9 protein-coding genes are annotated in these 16,308 nt (G+C 47.6%); 2 read left to right on the forward strand and 7 right to left on the reverse strand.

Annotation, left to right across the window (positions count from 1 at the left end):
• Positions 1-30 precede the first annotated feature (30 nt).
• Positions 31-4,215, reverse strand: a complete 4,185-nt coding sequence (locus tag KOE27_RS14600; protein ID WP_215239597.1) for a hybrid sensor histidine kinase/response regulator transcription factor — start codon at positions 4,213-4,215, stop codon at positions 31-33.
• A gap of 188 nt (positions 4,216-4,403) precedes the next feature.
• On the opposite strand from KOE27_RS14600, the gene KOE27_RS14605 reads away from it, so the two are divergent.
• Together KOE27_RS14605 and KOE27_RS14610 are read left to right on the forward strand one after the other, a co-directional pair.
• Positions 4,404-5,177: a phytanoyl-CoA dioxygenase family protein gene (locus KOE27_RS14605; protein WP_215239598.1), complete on the forward strand. Its 774-nt coding sequence runs from the start codon at positions 4,404-4,406 to the stop codon at positions 5,175-5,177.
• Between the two features lies 1 nt (position 5,178).
• The gene (locus KOE27_RS14610) at positions 5,179-6,474 is read left to right on the forward strand and encodes a sugar MFS transporter (protein WP_215239599.1); all 1,296 of its coding nucleotides are present in this window, start codon (positions 5,179-5,181) and stop codon (positions 6,472-6,474) included.
• 13 nt (positions 6,475-6,487) lie between these two features.
• Here KOE27_RS14610 and KOE27_RS14615 read toward each other — a convergent pair whose 3' ends face one another.
• The 6 genes from KOE27_RS14615 to KOE27_RS14640 form a co-directional block, all read right to left on the reverse strand.
• Positions 6,488-7,351, reverse strand: a complete 864-nt coding sequence (locus KOE27_RS14615) for a helix-turn-helix transcriptional regulator (RefSeq protein ID WP_215239600.1) — start codon at positions 7,349-7,351, stop codon at positions 6,488-6,490.
• Between the two features lie 54 nt (positions 7,352-7,405).
• The gene (locus tag KOE27_RS14620; RefSeq protein WP_215239601.1) at positions 7,406-8,695 is read right to left on the reverse strand and encodes an MFS transporter; all 1,290 of its coding nucleotides are present in this window, start codon (positions 8,693-8,695) and stop codon (positions 7,406-7,408) included.
• Positions 8,696-8,764: 69 nt separating this feature from the next.
• Positions 8,765-9,565: a glucosamine-6-phosphate deaminase gene (locus tag KOE27_RS14625; RefSeq protein ID WP_215239602.1), complete on the reverse strand. Its 801-nt coding sequence runs from the start codon at positions 9,563-9,565 to the stop codon at positions 8,765-8,767.
• Between the two features lie 42 nt (positions 9,566-9,607).
• Positions 9,608-12,442, reverse strand: coding sequence for a TonB-dependent receptor (locus KOE27_RS14630; RefSeq protein WP_215239603.1), 2,835 nt, complete (start codon positions 12,440-12,442; stop codon positions 9,608-9,610).
• Between the two features lie 30 nt (positions 12,443-12,472).
• A complete protein-coding gene (locus KOE27_RS14635) occupies positions 12,473-13,717 on the reverse strand; it encodes a D-glucuronyl C5-epimerase family protein (RefSeq protein ID WP_215239604.1) in 1,245 nt (414 codons plus the stop codon).
• The gene (locus tag KOE27_RS14640; protein ID WP_215239605.1) at positions 13,704-16,307 is read right to left on the reverse strand and encodes a glycoside hydrolase family 20 zincin-like fold domain-containing protein; all 2,604 of its coding nucleotides are present in this window, start codon (positions 16,305-16,307) and stop codon (positions 13,704-13,706) included. Before KOE27_RS14640 ends, KOE27_RS14635 begins: the two co-directional genes overlap by 14 nt.
• Position 16,308: the final 1 nt, after the last annotated feature.

The following is a 16,308-nucleotide window of genomic DNA, read 5'->3' on the forward strand; positions in this document are numbered from 1 at the left end:
TCCACCGCTGGAGGGCGTAGAAATGCAGACTCAATCCTGCTTTTTCATTCGGGTGAGATAGGCGGACGGAAGCTTGCCAAACTCTTCTTTAAACTGCCTGGCAAAATATTTCGGATTGTTAAAACCCACCCGATAAGCTACTTCCGAAACGGTGAGCTGGCTTTGTTCCAGAAGCCTTGCGGCCCGCTCCATGCGCACGGACCTGATGAACTCAACCGGAGTTTTACCTGCAATGGCGTTGAGCTTCCGGTATAGATGAATTCTGCTCATCCCTACCTCTTTGCTGAGTGCTTCTACCGAAAAATCCGGATTACTTATATTTTCTTCTATAATCGCAATCACTTTTCTTACCAACCCTTCATCTCTGCTGCTGATGGCTATATCACTTCCTTTAATGGCGATCTGCTGACTGAATATCTTGCGGGCAGTTTCCTGCTGCCTCAGTATGTTAGAAAGGCGATACTGCAGAATCTCAAAATTGAAAGGCTTTTCGATGTAATCATGGATTCCCAGTTCATAGCCTTCCAGGTGCTGATCGGGAGAAGTTCCGGCTGTGAGCAGTACCAATGGAATGTGGGTTGTCCTTTCATCATTTTTGAGCCGACGAACCAGTTCCAGACCATCCATTTCCGGCATAGTAACATCGGTTACAATCAGGTCAGGGATATTGGCAATGGCCTGCTCCCAGCCTTCCGACCCATTTTTCGCCTCTAGAATGAAATAAAATTCTTTGAGATTATCTTTCAGATAGAAAAGGAAATCATCGTTATCTTCCACCAACAGCAGTACCGGCAATTCCTTACCTTCCGGGCTGAAAAAAGGCTCCTGATATATTGTTTCGGCCGGTGTAAAAGTGACCTCCCGGACATGCCCCGGCGAAAGCTGTATGGGAGAGGCACTGCCATTTACCCTGCCAACAGGCAGCATTATTTTAAAACAACTCCCTGCACCAGGTTCACTTGTGACGGTAATGGTGCCACCATGCATATTCACAAATTCCCTGGTAATGGAAAGCCCGATGCCGCTTCCCTGGTTGAGCAGACTGGGAAGCACGTCATTCTGAAAAAAACTTTCGAAAATCTTTTCTCTTTTATCCGGCGGAATACCTATTCCTGTGTCACTGATTTTTATTTCAAGCCAAGAAAGATCTGCTTTGCCGGGAAGTTCTGCATGACTGACTTCTATGGTTACTTTCCCATAGTCGGATGTGAACTTAAACGCATTGGAAAGCAAGTTAAAAAGGATTTTTTCCAGTTTATCCTCATCGAACGACATATTGAATTCATCCAGTGCTGAAAGGAACGTCAGGGCAATGTGTTTTTTTTGAGATATATCGGAAAATGAAGATACCGTTTCCCTGATGAAATGAATGATGTCTCCCTCCGTCGGATTAAACTTAATCCCGCTCACTTCCAGCTTCCGGAAATCGAGTAACTGGTTCACCAGATTCAGAAGCCTCCGGGCATTACGCTGCATGAGCTGCATCCTGTTATGGTTCGGGGAGTCCGGGGTTTCCTGGAGCATTTGTTCGAGGGGAGACAATATGAGCGTCAGCGGCGTTCTGAACTCATGGCTCATATTGGTGAAAAATTTAATTTTCACATCATTTATTTCCCGTAATCTTTTTGACTCGCGCCGTTCCTGTTCAATGAGATACTTTTCGCGCTCCTTGTTTCGGATCATCCTGCCAGCCAGGTACAAGGATAACAGAATAAGAACAGCATATAGTAACCGGGCTGGCAGGGAGTTCCACCAGGGAGGCAGAATCTCTATCTCCAGGGTCGTTTCGGCATTGTTCCAATCGCCGTTTTCGTCCGAGGCTTTGATCCTGAAAATATAGTTACCTGGATCGAGGTTGGTATAGGATGCCGTACGGGAACTTCCGGATGTACTTACCCAGTCGTTATTAAAACCTTCGAGTTTATAGCGGTACTGAATTTTCTGCGGGTGAAAAAAATTGAGCGCGGTAAACTCAATGGCAAAAATATTGGCCCGGTGAGGCAGTACTATTTTTTTCGTTTGGGAGAGTACGCGCGACAAGATCACATCATTCCCACCAATTTTGTCTCCTACAAGAACCTGCTTGTTAAAAATGGAGAGAGACGACAGAATAACTTTCCTGAAAGTACCTTTGGGCGGAATCTGATCGGGCCAAAAACGATTGTAGCCATTTACTCCTCCAAAAAATAACTCACCGGCACGTGTTTTGAGTGCTGCATTTTCGATGAATTCAGATCCTTGCAAGCCGTCACTCTCATCATAGCTGACAAAGTGAACATCCAATCCGGAGGGCGTATCCGATAGCTGCGTACGTGCAAGTCCGTGGGGAGTGGCAATCCAAAGATCACCGGAGTTGTCTTCCACAATAGAAAGTACGGAGTTATGGGGAAGGCCTTCCTTTTGCCTGAATATCCTGAACTGTTTTTTTACCGGGTCATACAGGTTGAGCCCATCCTGAGTACCCACCCAGATCCGTCGTTTTGAATCTTTCAGGATTACATGGACGATATTGTTGCTGATCGATCCCGGCATACGGGGATCATGTTGATAATTAACAAAATTTCCTGTTTTGGCATCCCGGATATCCACTCCCTGAGAAGTTCCGAGCCATAAATTGCCGAGATGATCCTCGGTGATCTCACTGATGTAGGCATCGTGTACGGAGTTGGATTGGTTGGTAAAATAATGAATAAATTTCTCGCTTTTTCGGTCAAACAACTCCAGGCCTCCGTCCAGGGTACCAATCCAGAGATTCCCGTGGGAATCTTCCATAATCTCCCAAACACTGTGGTGAGACAGACTGGCAGGATCGGCCGGGTTATGGCGATAAGTCGTGAACCGTGATCCATCAAAAGAGGTAAGTCCGCCGAAATAAGTACCGATCCAGAGCTTCTTATTACGGTCCAGATAAAGGCTGATCACCACATTGCTGGGGATACTGTTGGGATCGGCCGGATGATGCAGGTATTGCCGGTATGTATTTTTTTGCCGATCGTAATAGATTAGCCCTCCCCCATTGGCCCCCATCCAGATATTCCCCTTTTCATCTTCAATAAACCGGTTGATGTCGTTATAGGGTAAACCTTGCGGGTCGGACCGTTTCTTTTTAAAAAGCGGAAACCGGAAGATATCCTCGTGATAGTAATTAACGCCATCTCTGTAGGTACCCAGCCAGATCACCCCGTTCGAATCTTTATAAATAGCGTTGAAGGTATTCTGGCTCAGCCCGTTTTTGTCATCTTCATCCGGCAGTAAATACCGGATGGTTTTGGCCTGTTTATCCAGAAGGTTAATACCTCCGTGATCCACGCCGATCCAGATTTTCCCCTGATTATCCTGCACTGCGCCCTGAACAATGTCTGAATTAAGGCGTGGCGTGCTGTTTTCCTTACCGTAGTAGGTAAAAGACCGATCCAAAAGGCGGAAACAATAGATCCCCAGATTTTCCCTGATCGCATACAACCACACATCTCCGTCTGAGTCGGCCAGCATGCCGTAATTGTACAATCTGTACTTGTGCTTCTTTGCCAGATCGTCTGATCGGTACAATACCTTTAACGTGCGGGGGTCTATTTGCTCAAACACGCCGTTTGTATGGATAATCCATAGATTTCCATTGGTACTTTGGGTGATTGCGGAGATGTCATCGCTTGCCGGGCTGAGCGGGTCCTGCGCCGAATGCCGGAGATGGGTGGTAGTGCGGTTGCCAGGATTATAAACATACAATCCTTTACCCTGCTGCACAAACCAAAAGCTCCCGTTTTTTCCTTTGTGAATGATGCTGATAAAGCCCGAAGGAATGCCCCATTTTTTCAGTTCAGCATTGGTATTGCCGGAAAACTTGTCCGTGAGCGGATCATAAATACTATTTTCAGTACCGGAGACAACCCATATTTTCCCTTCCGGCCCTTCCCACAGGTCGCGGATACTATTACTGCGCAATGTGGTGGAATCACCGGGTATACTTTTAAAAACTCTGAAGTGATACCCATCATACCGGTTCAGCCCCGAATTGGTACCCACCCACATAAAACCTTTACTATCAAGCAGAAAAGAAGTCGGATGATTGTTGGACAATCCATTTTTTACGTCCAGTTTGAGAAACCGGTATTGGGCCGATTGTCCCAGTATAACTCCCGGAATGAATGAAAAGGATATAAATAGAAATAATTCTCTGAACAGACCTAGCATTTTTTCACTTTTACCTTCCCTCAATTTACACTTTTTTTGACAAATCAGCTCATAGAAGGCAAACAGGGAAGCTAACGCTCATCAGATACCTGATTTCTCACCTCCTTCCAATGTTCAATTTTGTATCATCCTACTAAATCGTAATCCCCTGTGATAAGTAATACATACATTTGAGCATACCAATGTGTTTTTTGCTTCTATAACTGTATTTCATGGATAACATTCGGCTTACAAAACAGCAAATTGACTTCTTTGCGACCAACGGGTATCTCGTTGTTGAAAACCTGATTTCCTCTGAGGAAATTGACCTTTATAAAGCGCTGTACGATGATTTTCTTTCCGGCAAAATAGCTGTCGGAGCCAGCAGGTCAGATCTGGGAGAAAACCTGGGAACCAACGAAAAGGTAGAAAACATCACTCAAATTATGTGGCCAAGTGATTTCAGGCCTGAGCTCCTGGAAATGTCATACCACAAAAGGGCGCTGGAAATAAGCAGGCAGCTCATGGGGGATGATCTGGACATGGATTTTGACATGCTCATCAACAAGTCGCCTTTCACCAATACCATCACGCCATGGCACCAGGATGAAGCCTATTGGCTCAACGTTCCTGACAAGAGAGCGGCCAGCTGCTGGCTTTCACTCGACCACGCTACACTGGACAGCGGCTGTATGTGGTTTGTGCCGGGTTCCAACCTTCAGGACGTCCGACCGCATACATTTGCTGCCAAAAAGGGTGGCGCGCTGATGTGCATCGCCAGCGAGGAAGAAGGCGTAGCAGTGGAGCTCAAGCCCGGTTCCTGCACCTTTCACCACGGAAGAACTTTACATTACAGCAGGGGAAATAGCACCGCTGGCCAGAGAAGGGCATTCATCGTGAATTTCAGGCCGGGCGAAATGATCCGTTACGAAAGGGAAAACGGATTTGACCACGGCAGGCAAAACGCCGGTGACAGGCAATTGAAAAACGACGAATTCGCAGGATAATATGGAAAAACTAGCAATCAGCAGCCTGGATCTGCCCGAAAACAGAAGCCAGACCAAACATATCGTTGTCATCGGAATCCTGTTCTTTGTGTTCGGTTTTGTCAGCTGGGTCAACGCAGTACTGATCCCGTATTTCAAACTGGCATGCCAGCTCTCCATTCAGCAAGCGATGCTGGTAGCCTTTGCATTTTACGTTTCCTACCTGATCATGGCCATACCCTCTTCTTACATCATCCGGAAGACGGGTTATAAAAACGGCATGGTACTCGGCTTGTGGGTAATGGCCGCCGGAAGCCTCATTTTCATCCCTGCCGCCATGCACAGGGTATACGGTTTGTTTCTGACCGGCTTATTTGTGCAGGCCACCGGACTTACCCTTCTGCAGACAGCGGCCAATCCTTATGTCACCATTTTGGGACCAATTGATAGCGCTGCCATGCGGATGAGCGTCATGGGGGTATGTAACAAAGTGGCAGGTGCTATGGCACCACTGCTGTTGCTTGGTGCCATTTCGAAAGATCCGGACGAGATTGACAGGCTTGCCAAAATACTGCCGCGCCTCTTGCCCTCGGAACAAACCCTTCTGCTTGATGATCTGTCTGCACGACTTATCGTCCCCTACCTTATTTTAGGCTTCACCTTACTGGCGTTGGGTATTGTTATCCGCTTCACTTCACTACCCAATATCTCTGACGAAGATACCACAGGTCCCGCTTCGGCGGTAACAGAAAAAACAAGTCTTTTCCAGTTCCCGCATCTTTTGCTGGGCGCTGGCGCCATTTTTTGCGGGGTAAGCGTTGAGGTACTGGCTGTGGATACGGTCATTACCTACGGAGAATTCCAGGGAGCCACTTTCAGGGAAGCAAAGTTCTTTTCAACCTATACTCTGCTGATTATGATCATCAGCTACATGATTGGCATTTTCACCATTCCCAAATGGGTTACTCAGCGGCAGGCACTGCTGTTTTCTGCTGTTACAGGCATTGTTTTCACCATTATTGCCGTACTACTGGACGGGAAAACATCTCTCTGGATGATTGCCTTGCTGGGACTGGGCAATGCATTGATCTGGCCTGCAATATGGCCACTGGCTATGGACGGATTGGGTAAATTCACCAAACCGGGTTCAGCATTGTTGATCATGGGCATTGTTGGCGGCGCACTTTCTCCCCTCTTGTACGGGTGGCTGAGTGAAAGATTTAACCCACAAAATGCATATCTGCTCCTTATTCCGTTTTATGTCTTCCTTTTATATTATTCTATTTTAGGTTATAAAGCAGGGAAATCAGTAACATAGGACCGCCAGGTACTTATTGGAACCGCCCCCTGTATTCAAGGGGGGTAAGCCCTGCATATTTCTTAAAGACAGTGGCAAAGTACTGGGACGATGAAAAATTGAGCTGATAGGCTATATCCATTACATTGTACTCTTTGTGATGAGCCAAAGTCTTTTTTGCCCGCTCCACTTTCCTTCGCTGGATGTAATCCATCGGGGTTAACCCTGACTCATTTTTAAACCATTTTTTAAAGTGAGACTGTGAAATCTGCTGGTGCGCAGCAAGCCTGGAAATTGAAAGATGGGTATCCAGGTGCTCTTCTATGAATTTTTTGACGCTTTCAATTCTAAGATTATTGCCCTTATGGGCCCTGGCCGCTTCTGAGCATCCTACCACCGACTGCAGCAGTTGCGCCAGGCAGATATGAATGGATACGCGGGTATAGTCAGAGAAGTTACCTTTTCCGAGCCGGAAAATCTCATCCATACATTTTCTGATCTGTACATTCCCGCGGAAATGTCTTCCTGGGAGGTTTCTCAGCGCATTCAATAACCCGCAAGCGTTTGACCCGCTATACCCCAGAAAATGGCTGTTATCCGCCGGAATTTCGACCTGAAGCCAGTATACTACCCCTTTCTCCTCCGGGTGGTTGGCAGTACTATGGAGTTCATTAGGAAAAGTTACAAATACGTCCCCTCCTCTGATCACAAACTGCTCCTGCCCCACTTCGTAAACCTGCTGGCCTCGTTCGCAATAGACAATCTCCATGATGTTTTCATGCACATGCAGCGGCAAACTGCTGGACGCACCATGGTAAGCATATTTCCCCAATAAAACCGCATTTTCCACACCCAGCCTGCCGAGGTCCAGTATGGTGCGTGTTGATTTCGTCTTCATACTAAAAACTGTTTGGGTGAGAGGCACAGGGCTCCATCGAGGGAACCACTGGTCTTAAAGCTCCACAGGTTTCATCCTGGGTGTAATGAAATGGATGGTCAGCCAGGCAATCAGAAAAGACACTCCGCATACAATGAATATGACGTTGTACCCGGCGATCAGGTCACCGGCTTCTTTGTAAAAATCCAGGGTATAACCAATGAACAGTGGGAATAACACGCCACCAATGGCTCCCGCCATACCACCGATACCAATCACAGAACTGACCGCGCTTTTAGGAAGCATGTCCGAAACGATGGTGTAGATATTCGAACTCCAGCCGGCGTTACCCGCTACTGCCAGACCAATTAGTCCCACAGCCACCCACATATCGGATACAAAACGTGCTCCGATGATGGGTACCACACAAAGCGCAGAAATTAACAAGGCTGTTTTTCTTGACCTGGAAACCGACCATCCTTTCTGGATAAACCAGGAAGATATCAGCCCACCACCTATGGCTCCTACTGTTGCTGCCGAATACACAATAACCAGTGGCAACCCCGGTTTTTTGAGGTCAAGGTTGAAAGTTGTGCTGAAATAGGAAGGTAACCAGAACAGAAAAAAATACCAGATCGGATCCGTCAGAAATTTACCCATGATGAAGGACCACGTCGGTTTCAAAGTAAACAATCTGGTCCAGGGAATTTTTTCCGCCGGGATAAGCTCCTCTTTGGGCTCATCGTCTATACGGATATAGGCCAGTTCACTGGCAGACAGCCTTGCGTTTTTCTCGGGTTGCTGATAAATCAGCCGCCATGCCAGCAACCAGATAAATCCCACAGCCCCTGTAATAATAAAGGCGGCCTGCCAGCCATAAGTACCCAAAAGCCAGGGAACCAATATCGGTGCTACACAGGCACCGATATTGGAACCAGAGTCGAAAATGCCGGTTGCCAGAGCCCGTTCTCTTTTCGGAAACCATTCGGTCACGGTTTTAACAGCTGCCGGAAAATTCCCCGATTCGCCAATCCCCAATGCCGCTCTGGCTATTCCAAAACCCAGTGAACTGGTGACCAGCGCGTGGCACATGGCTGCCAGGCTCCAGATCGTAACGGAGATGGTATAACCGGTTTTGGCCCCTATCCGATCGACGACCCTGCCGAAAACCACAAGTCCAATAGCGTAAGTGGCAGAAAAGGCCATCACGATGTAGCTGTATTCCTGCTCGGTCCATCCATACTGCATTTCGAGTACGGGTTTCAATAATCCCAGCACCTGCCGGTCGAGATAATTGATGGTCGTGGCAAAGAACAGCAGGGTGCAAATTGCCCACCTGTAATTTCCGGTTGTGTTATTGATCATCGTCAAATGGATAAAAGGACCGTTTATAAGGTTTAAAACAATAAGTGAATTGCCATCCGGAGCAGACCGTTATTCAAAAACAACGGTCTGTAATTCCGATTCCTGAAAGACCATTTCCGCGCTGGCTACGTCCAGAAATAAACAGGCATTGGGCAAGGTACGCAAAATAGTAGACGGATATTTTACCGAAATCTCATCGACCAGCGTATGGTACACCGCCTGTGATTTGGATGGGCCAGGCACCATGCTGTAAATGGCCTTCGCTTTCAACAGTGCAGGTACCGTGAGCGTGTAAGCGATTTTGGGTACCTCTTCCAAAACATCAAAACAGCCTTCGTTTACCTGCTGTTGCCTGCTCGCGTCGTGCAGTTCCACTACTTTAACCAGCTTGGGATCGTTAAAATCAGCCATGAAAGGGTCATTGAATGCCAAATGGGTGTTTTCTCCAATTCCCATACAAGTAATGTCCGTCGGATACTGCAGGAGCAGTGCCGAATATCGTTCACATTCCTCTTCGGTATTTTCCACGGTACCATTCAGACAAAACACGTTTGCAAAGGGTACCCTGTTGAAAATCTGCCCGCCCAGGAAATAACTGAAATGCTGAGGAGCCCCCGCGGGCAGGCCAATATACTCATCCATGTGAAAAGCGTTGACCCTGGTCCAATCTATATCCAGTGTGATCAGTTTAGCAAGAAATTCGTTTTGTGAAGCAGCAGCTGCAAAAATGATATTCACTATTTCCTGTTCCTGATGCAGCTCATTGATCTTTTCTGCAACCGTTCTCGCAGCATCCTCCCCCAGCTGTTCTCTGTTTTCAAAGATCCTGATTTCCAGCTGACCCGCCGTTCCTTTTTTAATAATAGACATTTAAGAGGTATTTAAATTTAATTGATATTGAGTAAGTCGTTATCAGAACCTGAACTTCACCCCGGCACGGCCCCAGAAGGAATAGAATTGTTTCTGATACATTCTGTCGCGTTCCCCAAAATAGTCGGTCTGCGGTGCTTTTGTTAAATTCTGAGCTTCCACGTAGAAAGACAGCTTGTCAGTAATCCGGTAGGTAGCGTTGGCATCTACCTGAACCCTTGCGTGGCGGATCACGTCGGTTGCATCCTGGTCGCCGAGCAGCACGGTATAGGACCCATTGTAGTTGAGGTTACCCTGGATGGTGAACTTCTTGTGTGTGAAAGCCAGCGACCCGTTGGCGGCATGTTCAGCCTGGCCCGGCAGCCTGAGGTTTTTGCGGAACTGCGCATCGGCATTGGAGTGAGTGTAGGTATAATTGGCCATTACCGAAATCCCCTTCAATATCCCTGGCAGGAAGGTCAGGTTCGCCTGCACGTTCAGTTCCATCCCGAGCACATTGGCACTTTCACCATTGAGTGTCCTGAACCATCTCCATCCGGTGTACCGCTCAGCTCCGTCAAATTCATCTCCCGCCAGTGCAAATACACTGTTATACTGGAACTTGTTGATCTTCTTGTAAAAGAACCCTCCTGAAATGATCCCCAGGTTGTCAAGGTATTTCTCATACATCAAATCAAAGTTAGTCGAAAATGCAGGTTTCAGCTGAGGATTACCATCCGTAATGGTTTCGCTCAGGATACTGATCAGCCGCCCTGGTACCAGATCCACAAAATTGGGGCGGGAGTATCCGTAAGTCAATGCAGCACGTACCAGCGAAGACTTGTCGATGTCATACTTAAACTGAATATTCGGAAGCACTTTCAGGTAATCGTTGCTTTGCTGGTTGGGAGTGGTAGAAGCCCAGTTCCCATCCGCGTCGGTCTGGATGATATTACCCTTGTAATCTACACCGGTCCTCTCCAATCTTACACCAGCCAGGAACATCAGCTTGTTGAACTGGATCCGGTTCATCAGGTAAGCGGACGAAACCGTTTCCATTGCATCGTAATAGTACGAATCAATACTGTTTCTGGTGGCACCTACATTGATTGGAAACAGTGCAGTACCCAGGTTTTCGTTCAGGAAGTTGATGGTCTTATCTTTGTCTACGCCCAATCCGAAATTGGTATTTCCGTCCAGCAGATCAGCAGATACCTCGGGTGAGCCCGAAAAATTGGTCAGGTTTCCTGCGGCGGCTGGACCTGCGTAAGTAGTTACAACGGTCTCGTTCGGACGGGAGCGTTCGTTGTGCATGCGTTTCACCTTTACCCCTACTTTAAAAGAGGCTGCATTGTCCCCGATCTGATAGGGTACACTGGCGTTCAAACGCGCCGTGAAATTGGTACCCTGGGTATTCCACCAGTCGCGCTCCACAGTGTTATAAGTATAGAGGGAAGCGTTGTTTTTCCAGTCTGTACCGTAAGGCGAAAGGTAGTCGGTACTGATATCCGAAATAGCCAGCGGGATATTCCCGGTGATGTAGTTATAGATCCCCGACCTATTTACAAATTTTGATTTATTCATGAAAACCCCGGCATCCAGTTTTACTTTACCCACTACGGTCTCACCCTGAATATTAAAATTCAGATTGCTGTTATCCTCCGTTGCAGCTTTGATCTCGTTATAACCACGTCCTCTGGAATTGGTATACTCTCCGTCTTCGTTCAGGACATTGCGCGAGGTCTGCATGCGGGTACGCTTGCGGTAGCGGGTAAGGTCATTGTTATGCGTGCTGTACATGAAATTGGCAATGATACTGGTAGTCGGGCTGAAATTGTAATCGACCGTTGCTGAAGTACCGATACGTGTCCGCTGGTTCTCCACATACAGCAGCCGAACGTCTGTCGGGAAATAAATATTACCTTTCCCATAGTCGTTTTGTTCCCAAACCTGAGCGCGGATCTCGTCATAACCATTTTTGGTACGGAAATAACTTCCTGTCGCAATTACCCCCAGTTTCCCGTTAGGGCTTTTCTCACTGGCGAAAAACCTTTTACCCCATGAAGCATTTCCAATTCCGTTCAGGTTGCTCCGCAGGTTGTTATAACCAGCACCCAAATCAACCGCAAATCTTGATTTCAATGTAGCGGCAGTAGGTGTTTTCATGTTCACCACACCGGCAATCGCGTCTCCATCCAGATCTGGCGTCAGCGTTTTAACGATTTCCATGGACGAGAGCACATTAATGGGGATCACATCCAACTGTGCGTTCCGGGAACCATCTTCCTGCGTTCCCATGATCTGCTCGCCATTGACGTTGATGTTGGTAAAGTTACCGGGTGTACCGCGCATTTGCACTGTGGCGCCCTCACCGCTGCTGTTTCTGCCTATGGTAACCCCGGGTAAACGCTGCAGCGATTCGGCCACGTTCAGATCAGGGTAACGGCCCATCACGTCCGCAGAAATAACCTGCTTGATGTTGTCCGAATTACGTTGCTGGTTTAACGCCTTCCGCTGTCCTTCCATCAAAGCGGTGACGGTCACCTCTCCCAGATTAAGGTCGGCAGCTTTCAGGTTTGCGTTCATGAAAACGGTTTTTCCGGCCGTCACTTCCACGGTTTGCTCATCCGGCTGGAACCCCATATAGTTCACCGTTATCGTATGTGTACCTGCCGGTACGTTCAATAAGGAATAATTCCCGGCAATGTCCGTAGCACTGCCAATGTTGGTTCCTTTGATAAAAACAGAAGCACCCGGAAGAATTTCCCCGTTAACGCCCGTCACCTGTCCCTTGACGTTGCCGTGTGTTTGCTGGGCTATGGCACCGGGGCCAAAAAATAGCAGAAAAGCCGCCAGCATACCCGTGAGAGTAAAGTAGTTCATGCGTAATTTTTTCATAAAGAATTGAAAGCTATTTAGTTTAAGGATTTATTTGAATTTGTAACCTAGGTAATCCACCAGGAAGCGAAGGGCAAAAATGCTTCCGGTATCGCGGTTGGTAAGCCATGCCTTGCCTTTTCTGAATCGGATGCGCGTTTCGAGCACCGCTCCGCGAAGGTTTGGATCGGGATGATCCTGGGCATACCGGTTTTTCAGTATCCACGCTGCCGACTTTTCAATGTTTCCATCGAACTGCTTATAACCATTCTGGGAAAGCTGTATCCACACAATCCCGGCAAGTGCTGAGGCAGAACCGGTGATGGACCCTTTATCGGGTTGCCGGCCATTGAGATAATTATCGTAAAATATCGTCCCGTCATTCTGCTGTGCTTTTGCAAAAACCTCTGCGGTACGTGAAGCGGCATCCAGATATTTCTTATCGCCGGTGAGCTTGAAAGCTTCGATCAGCGACTCGGCGTACCACAACGAAAACCGTGGGTGGAAGGAGCGTGCTTCTGCGGAATTAGGCATAAAGCTCATCCAAACACCCTCTGGCCCCTGCTTTTCAATCAGGCTGTTGCATAGGTTGATAAAGGCGTCTTTGAATTTGGTATCTCCTGAAAATTCGAAAGCATCTTTAAACAGCCAGCCTTCGGTATTGGGTCGGGAAACATCAAACAAGGTCTGCTGGGCCTTATTTTTCCAGAAAGGACTGCTTTCCTTGAGTACTTCTCCGGTTTTGGCATCAATATTGTCATAACAAATGCCCTTTTCCGCGTCATACATATTTTTCATCATCCAGTAAGCAGCTGACGTCGCCACTTTGGCATACTTTTCATTTTTAGTCACCCGTGAAAGTTCGTAAATACCGGGCGTACCGTCGGAAACGGTTGCAAAAACGATGAAATCCTCGCCAATGGAATCACCATGGCGTGCGTCTACCATCCCTTTGAGCACCGGATGGTTTTTGATTTCCAGCCCTGCCCAGTAATCACCGCCTTTGATCGCCGCCGTCAGATATTTTTTGTTGCCGGTTTGCTTGTAGGCGGCCAGAAGGGCGTTCACAGTCTGTCCTGTGTGCCAGGGGACCTCGTACTCATACCATTTCCCTTCGGTCAGGTTGTAATCACATCTTGACCTTCCTTTTTCATCCATCATAGGGCCCGAAACGTATTGGGCGATCTGGTTAATGGCTAATACGTAATCTTCCTTTTTCGCCTGCCCCCTGGCAACCGTTGCCCAAAGCAAGAAAAACATACACACAACAAAATGATTGGGGTTATTCCACTTCATAGATTTTATTTTTAGAATTGGTCTGATACTTGTGCTTGGTGTTGACGACCTGCAGATCGTCGGTGAGCCTCATATTAAAGGTCCAGGGTACCTGGGTGTTTCTGGGTATTTTTAAAAGAAACAAGTGGTTGCCTTTGCCGAGGGATATGGCTATGCGTTGTTCCGCCGCATGTTTTGCATTTCCTGGGACCGTGGCCACCTTTTTCCCGTCACAAAATACCTCCGTCCCGGCGGTTGATGTGACAAAAACTTCACTGACCGCCTTCCCCGTCACATTTAAAGTGCAATAGGCATAACCAACAGTAGGAGCTGTTTTTTCAAAACCTGTTTTAAAAAAATAGGTATCCAGGTTGATCATTCCACCATTTTTGGAAGCAAACTTGTGCCAACGGTAGTTTTTACCTTCGTAGGTAGCAATGCCTCCGGGGATCGGCGGTTTATTGTATTCTTCGTTTTCAGAATAAAGGAAAGACGGTACCGTACCTTCTTTTTCGACAGGAAACGGCCCGGTCAGAAGCCAGTAGGTAAAGTAAGTGTGCGGTGTTTCCGAAATATCGAAACGTATCTCACCCGGAGCAGGCAGTTCCAGTTTTCCTGCAACAGGCTTCTGCGCCTTTAACAACGCACTTTCCAATCCGTGTAATGCGTTGATTTTAACATCGTAGGTAGCCATTACCACGTCAAGCCAATAGGGCTGATTTTCGCGCAGCCAGCTTTTCCTGAAGTTATTTTTTAAAACGACGTACCTTTCTTTAAGGCTCTTTACAGCATCTGCCGACTGCTGCACCAGCTTTTCGGCATCCGCAGCCCTTTCCGGTTTTAATTCCACAGCCTGGCGGTAACGCGCAGCGGCGGCAGCCAGTATCTGCCGAGCATCCATCATCAGGGTATATTGGGCAATCGAATGTGCAAGTGTGCCGATATCAGCGGTATTCAATTGCGGCTTTGCAGCGGCCAGCAGAGCAGAAGCTTCTGCCAGAATTCTTTTCGCGTCGGGTACCGAGGTATTGTTCAGCCACAATGGCTGCCCTTTTTCTGGCAACAATTCCTGCTGCCAGAGCACGTCATTCATATTATAGGTAAGCGGCAGGCTTCTCAATTCCAATAGCTTGAATAATGCTCTCACGTAGTGATCGTCGGCCTCCCCATAGGATGTCAGGCTATACCGTGTATCAAAACCTGCCTCGATTTCCGGTGAGAGATTCCAGCTTTTTTCTGCGGCTGTATATACGCCATACCAGTCGGCCGAAAAGAGATAGGTACCTCCATCATCCCAAATGGTTGTAAATGCACCCGTAGCTCCCTGTTTCTTTCCTGCTTCCGTGAACCCCTTGATATTGGCTTTCGCCATCACCATATCGGGAAACATCCGGTAGGAATTCAGCACGCCCGGACATACCATAAATTCCAGCCCCCGGCTTGCAAACGGCCTGATCCAGCGATCATAACTTTTGGCATCACCATATTCCCAGGTCAGGTATACCACGTCTCTGGGCAGCATTTCGGGTATTTTCTCGTACTCAATTGCAACATCGCCCCAAAGCATCATTTTCTTTTTGTGCTTTTTTAAAACCCCGTACAGGAAATTGAGGTGATCGGCATAAAACCGGTCGGCTCCGATACTGTCAATATAGCCCTTTGACTTCCCTTTGTTGAGATCGAATGTTTCGTCGCAATTCACATTGAACCAGGGAGCATTGAATGCCTCTGCCAGTTCACCGATCACATCTTCCAGAAACTGCCTGGCTTTGGGATCAAGCGGTGAAATCAGGGTACCTGTTTCGCCCATCGATTTGTACTGAGGCAAAGCCAGGATTTTCTCAAAATGCCCGAACGACTGAAAGCCGCCGATCAGTTTCATATGGAATTTCTCAGCATAGGCCGACAATTCCCGGATCTGCGCAATAGTTAGTTTCCCATCTTTGGGAGCAAAATCCGGGTGAGACAACGGCTGTACAATGTGTTCAATATAAAAGGAAAGGTAGTTGATCTTAAGCTCGGCCATTCTTTCGATCTGTTTTTTGATATAGTCAATCGTCGAAATAGGACCTCTGCTGATGTCATCGAAAATCACACGGGTGGGAAAAGCAGGCCAATCTGCAATAAAAATTTCCTGGGCCCAGCCCGCGCGTGTCAGCTGGCGCAGGGTTTGCAAGCCATAGAAAAGACCGGTTTCAGTATGGGCAGCAATGGTCACTTTACCGGAAACCGCCTGCAGCAGATAACCCTCGGTCCCGATACTATCCCGGTATAGCCTTGACCTGGACACTAACGCAGTGTCGGTTGCGGGAAGATCTTTGAGAAAAACCAGCTCAATAATCTGTTTCTTCTTTTGAGAAGCACTTTTTAACTGTGACATAAAGGTATCCCAGTGCGCTTTCAGGCGTTGTTTTTGCGCAGCATCCAATCCCTTAACCCGGAAATCAGAAGACGCGGGATACAACATATTGTGCTGCCCCTGTTTTACAACCTGCGGAAAAGGAAGTACCGGCAGCATACCAGCAACCTTGTTCGTTTGCAAATGCGTTGCCCGCGCGGCATACTGCTGCAGCAAAAAAAGTGACAAGATATACAACACCCATCTGCTCATC

The sequence above is a fragment of the Dyadobacter sp. CECT 9275 genome (assembly GCF_907164905.1).
Lineage (GTDB): Bacteria > Bacteroidota > Bacteroidia > Cytophagales > Spirosomataceae > Dyadobacter > Dyadobacter helix.

What these genes read in the sequence shown, in the direction of transcription:
- KOE27_RS14640 (WP_215239605.1), bottom strand. Translation starts at nt 16,307, where the DNA reads ATGAGCAGATGGGTGTTGTATATCTTGTCACTTTTTTTGCTGCAGCAG.
- KOE27_RS14635 (WP_215239604.1), bottom strand. Translation starts at nt 13,717, where the DNA reads ATGAAGTGGAATAACCCCAATCATTTTGTTGTGTGTATGTTTTTCTTG.
- KOE27_RS14610 (WP_215239599.1), top strand. Translation starts at nt 5,179, where the DNA reads ATGGAAAAACTAGCAATCAGCAGCCTGGATCTGCCCGAAAACAGAAGC.
- KOE27_RS14620 (WP_215239601.1), bottom strand. Translation starts at nt 8,695, where the DNA reads ATGATCAATAACACAACCGGAAATTACAGGTGGGCAATTTGCACCCTG.
- KOE27_RS14615 (WP_215239600.1), bottom strand. Translation starts at nt 7,351, where the DNA reads ATGAAGACGAAATCAACACGCACCATACTGGACCTCGGCAGGCTGGGT.
- KOE27_RS14630 (WP_215239603.1), bottom strand. Translation starts at nt 12,442, where the DNA reads ATGAAAAAATTACGCATGAACTACTTTACTCTCACGGGTATGCTGGCG.
- KOE27_RS14605 (WP_215239598.1), top strand. Translation starts at nt 4,404, where the DNA reads ATGGATAACATTCGGCTTACAAAACAGCAAATTGACTTCTTTGCGACC.
- KOE27_RS14625 (WP_215239602.1), bottom strand. Translation starts at nt 9,565, where the DNA reads ATGTCTATTATTAAAAAAGGAACGGCGGGTCAGCTGGAAATCAGGATC.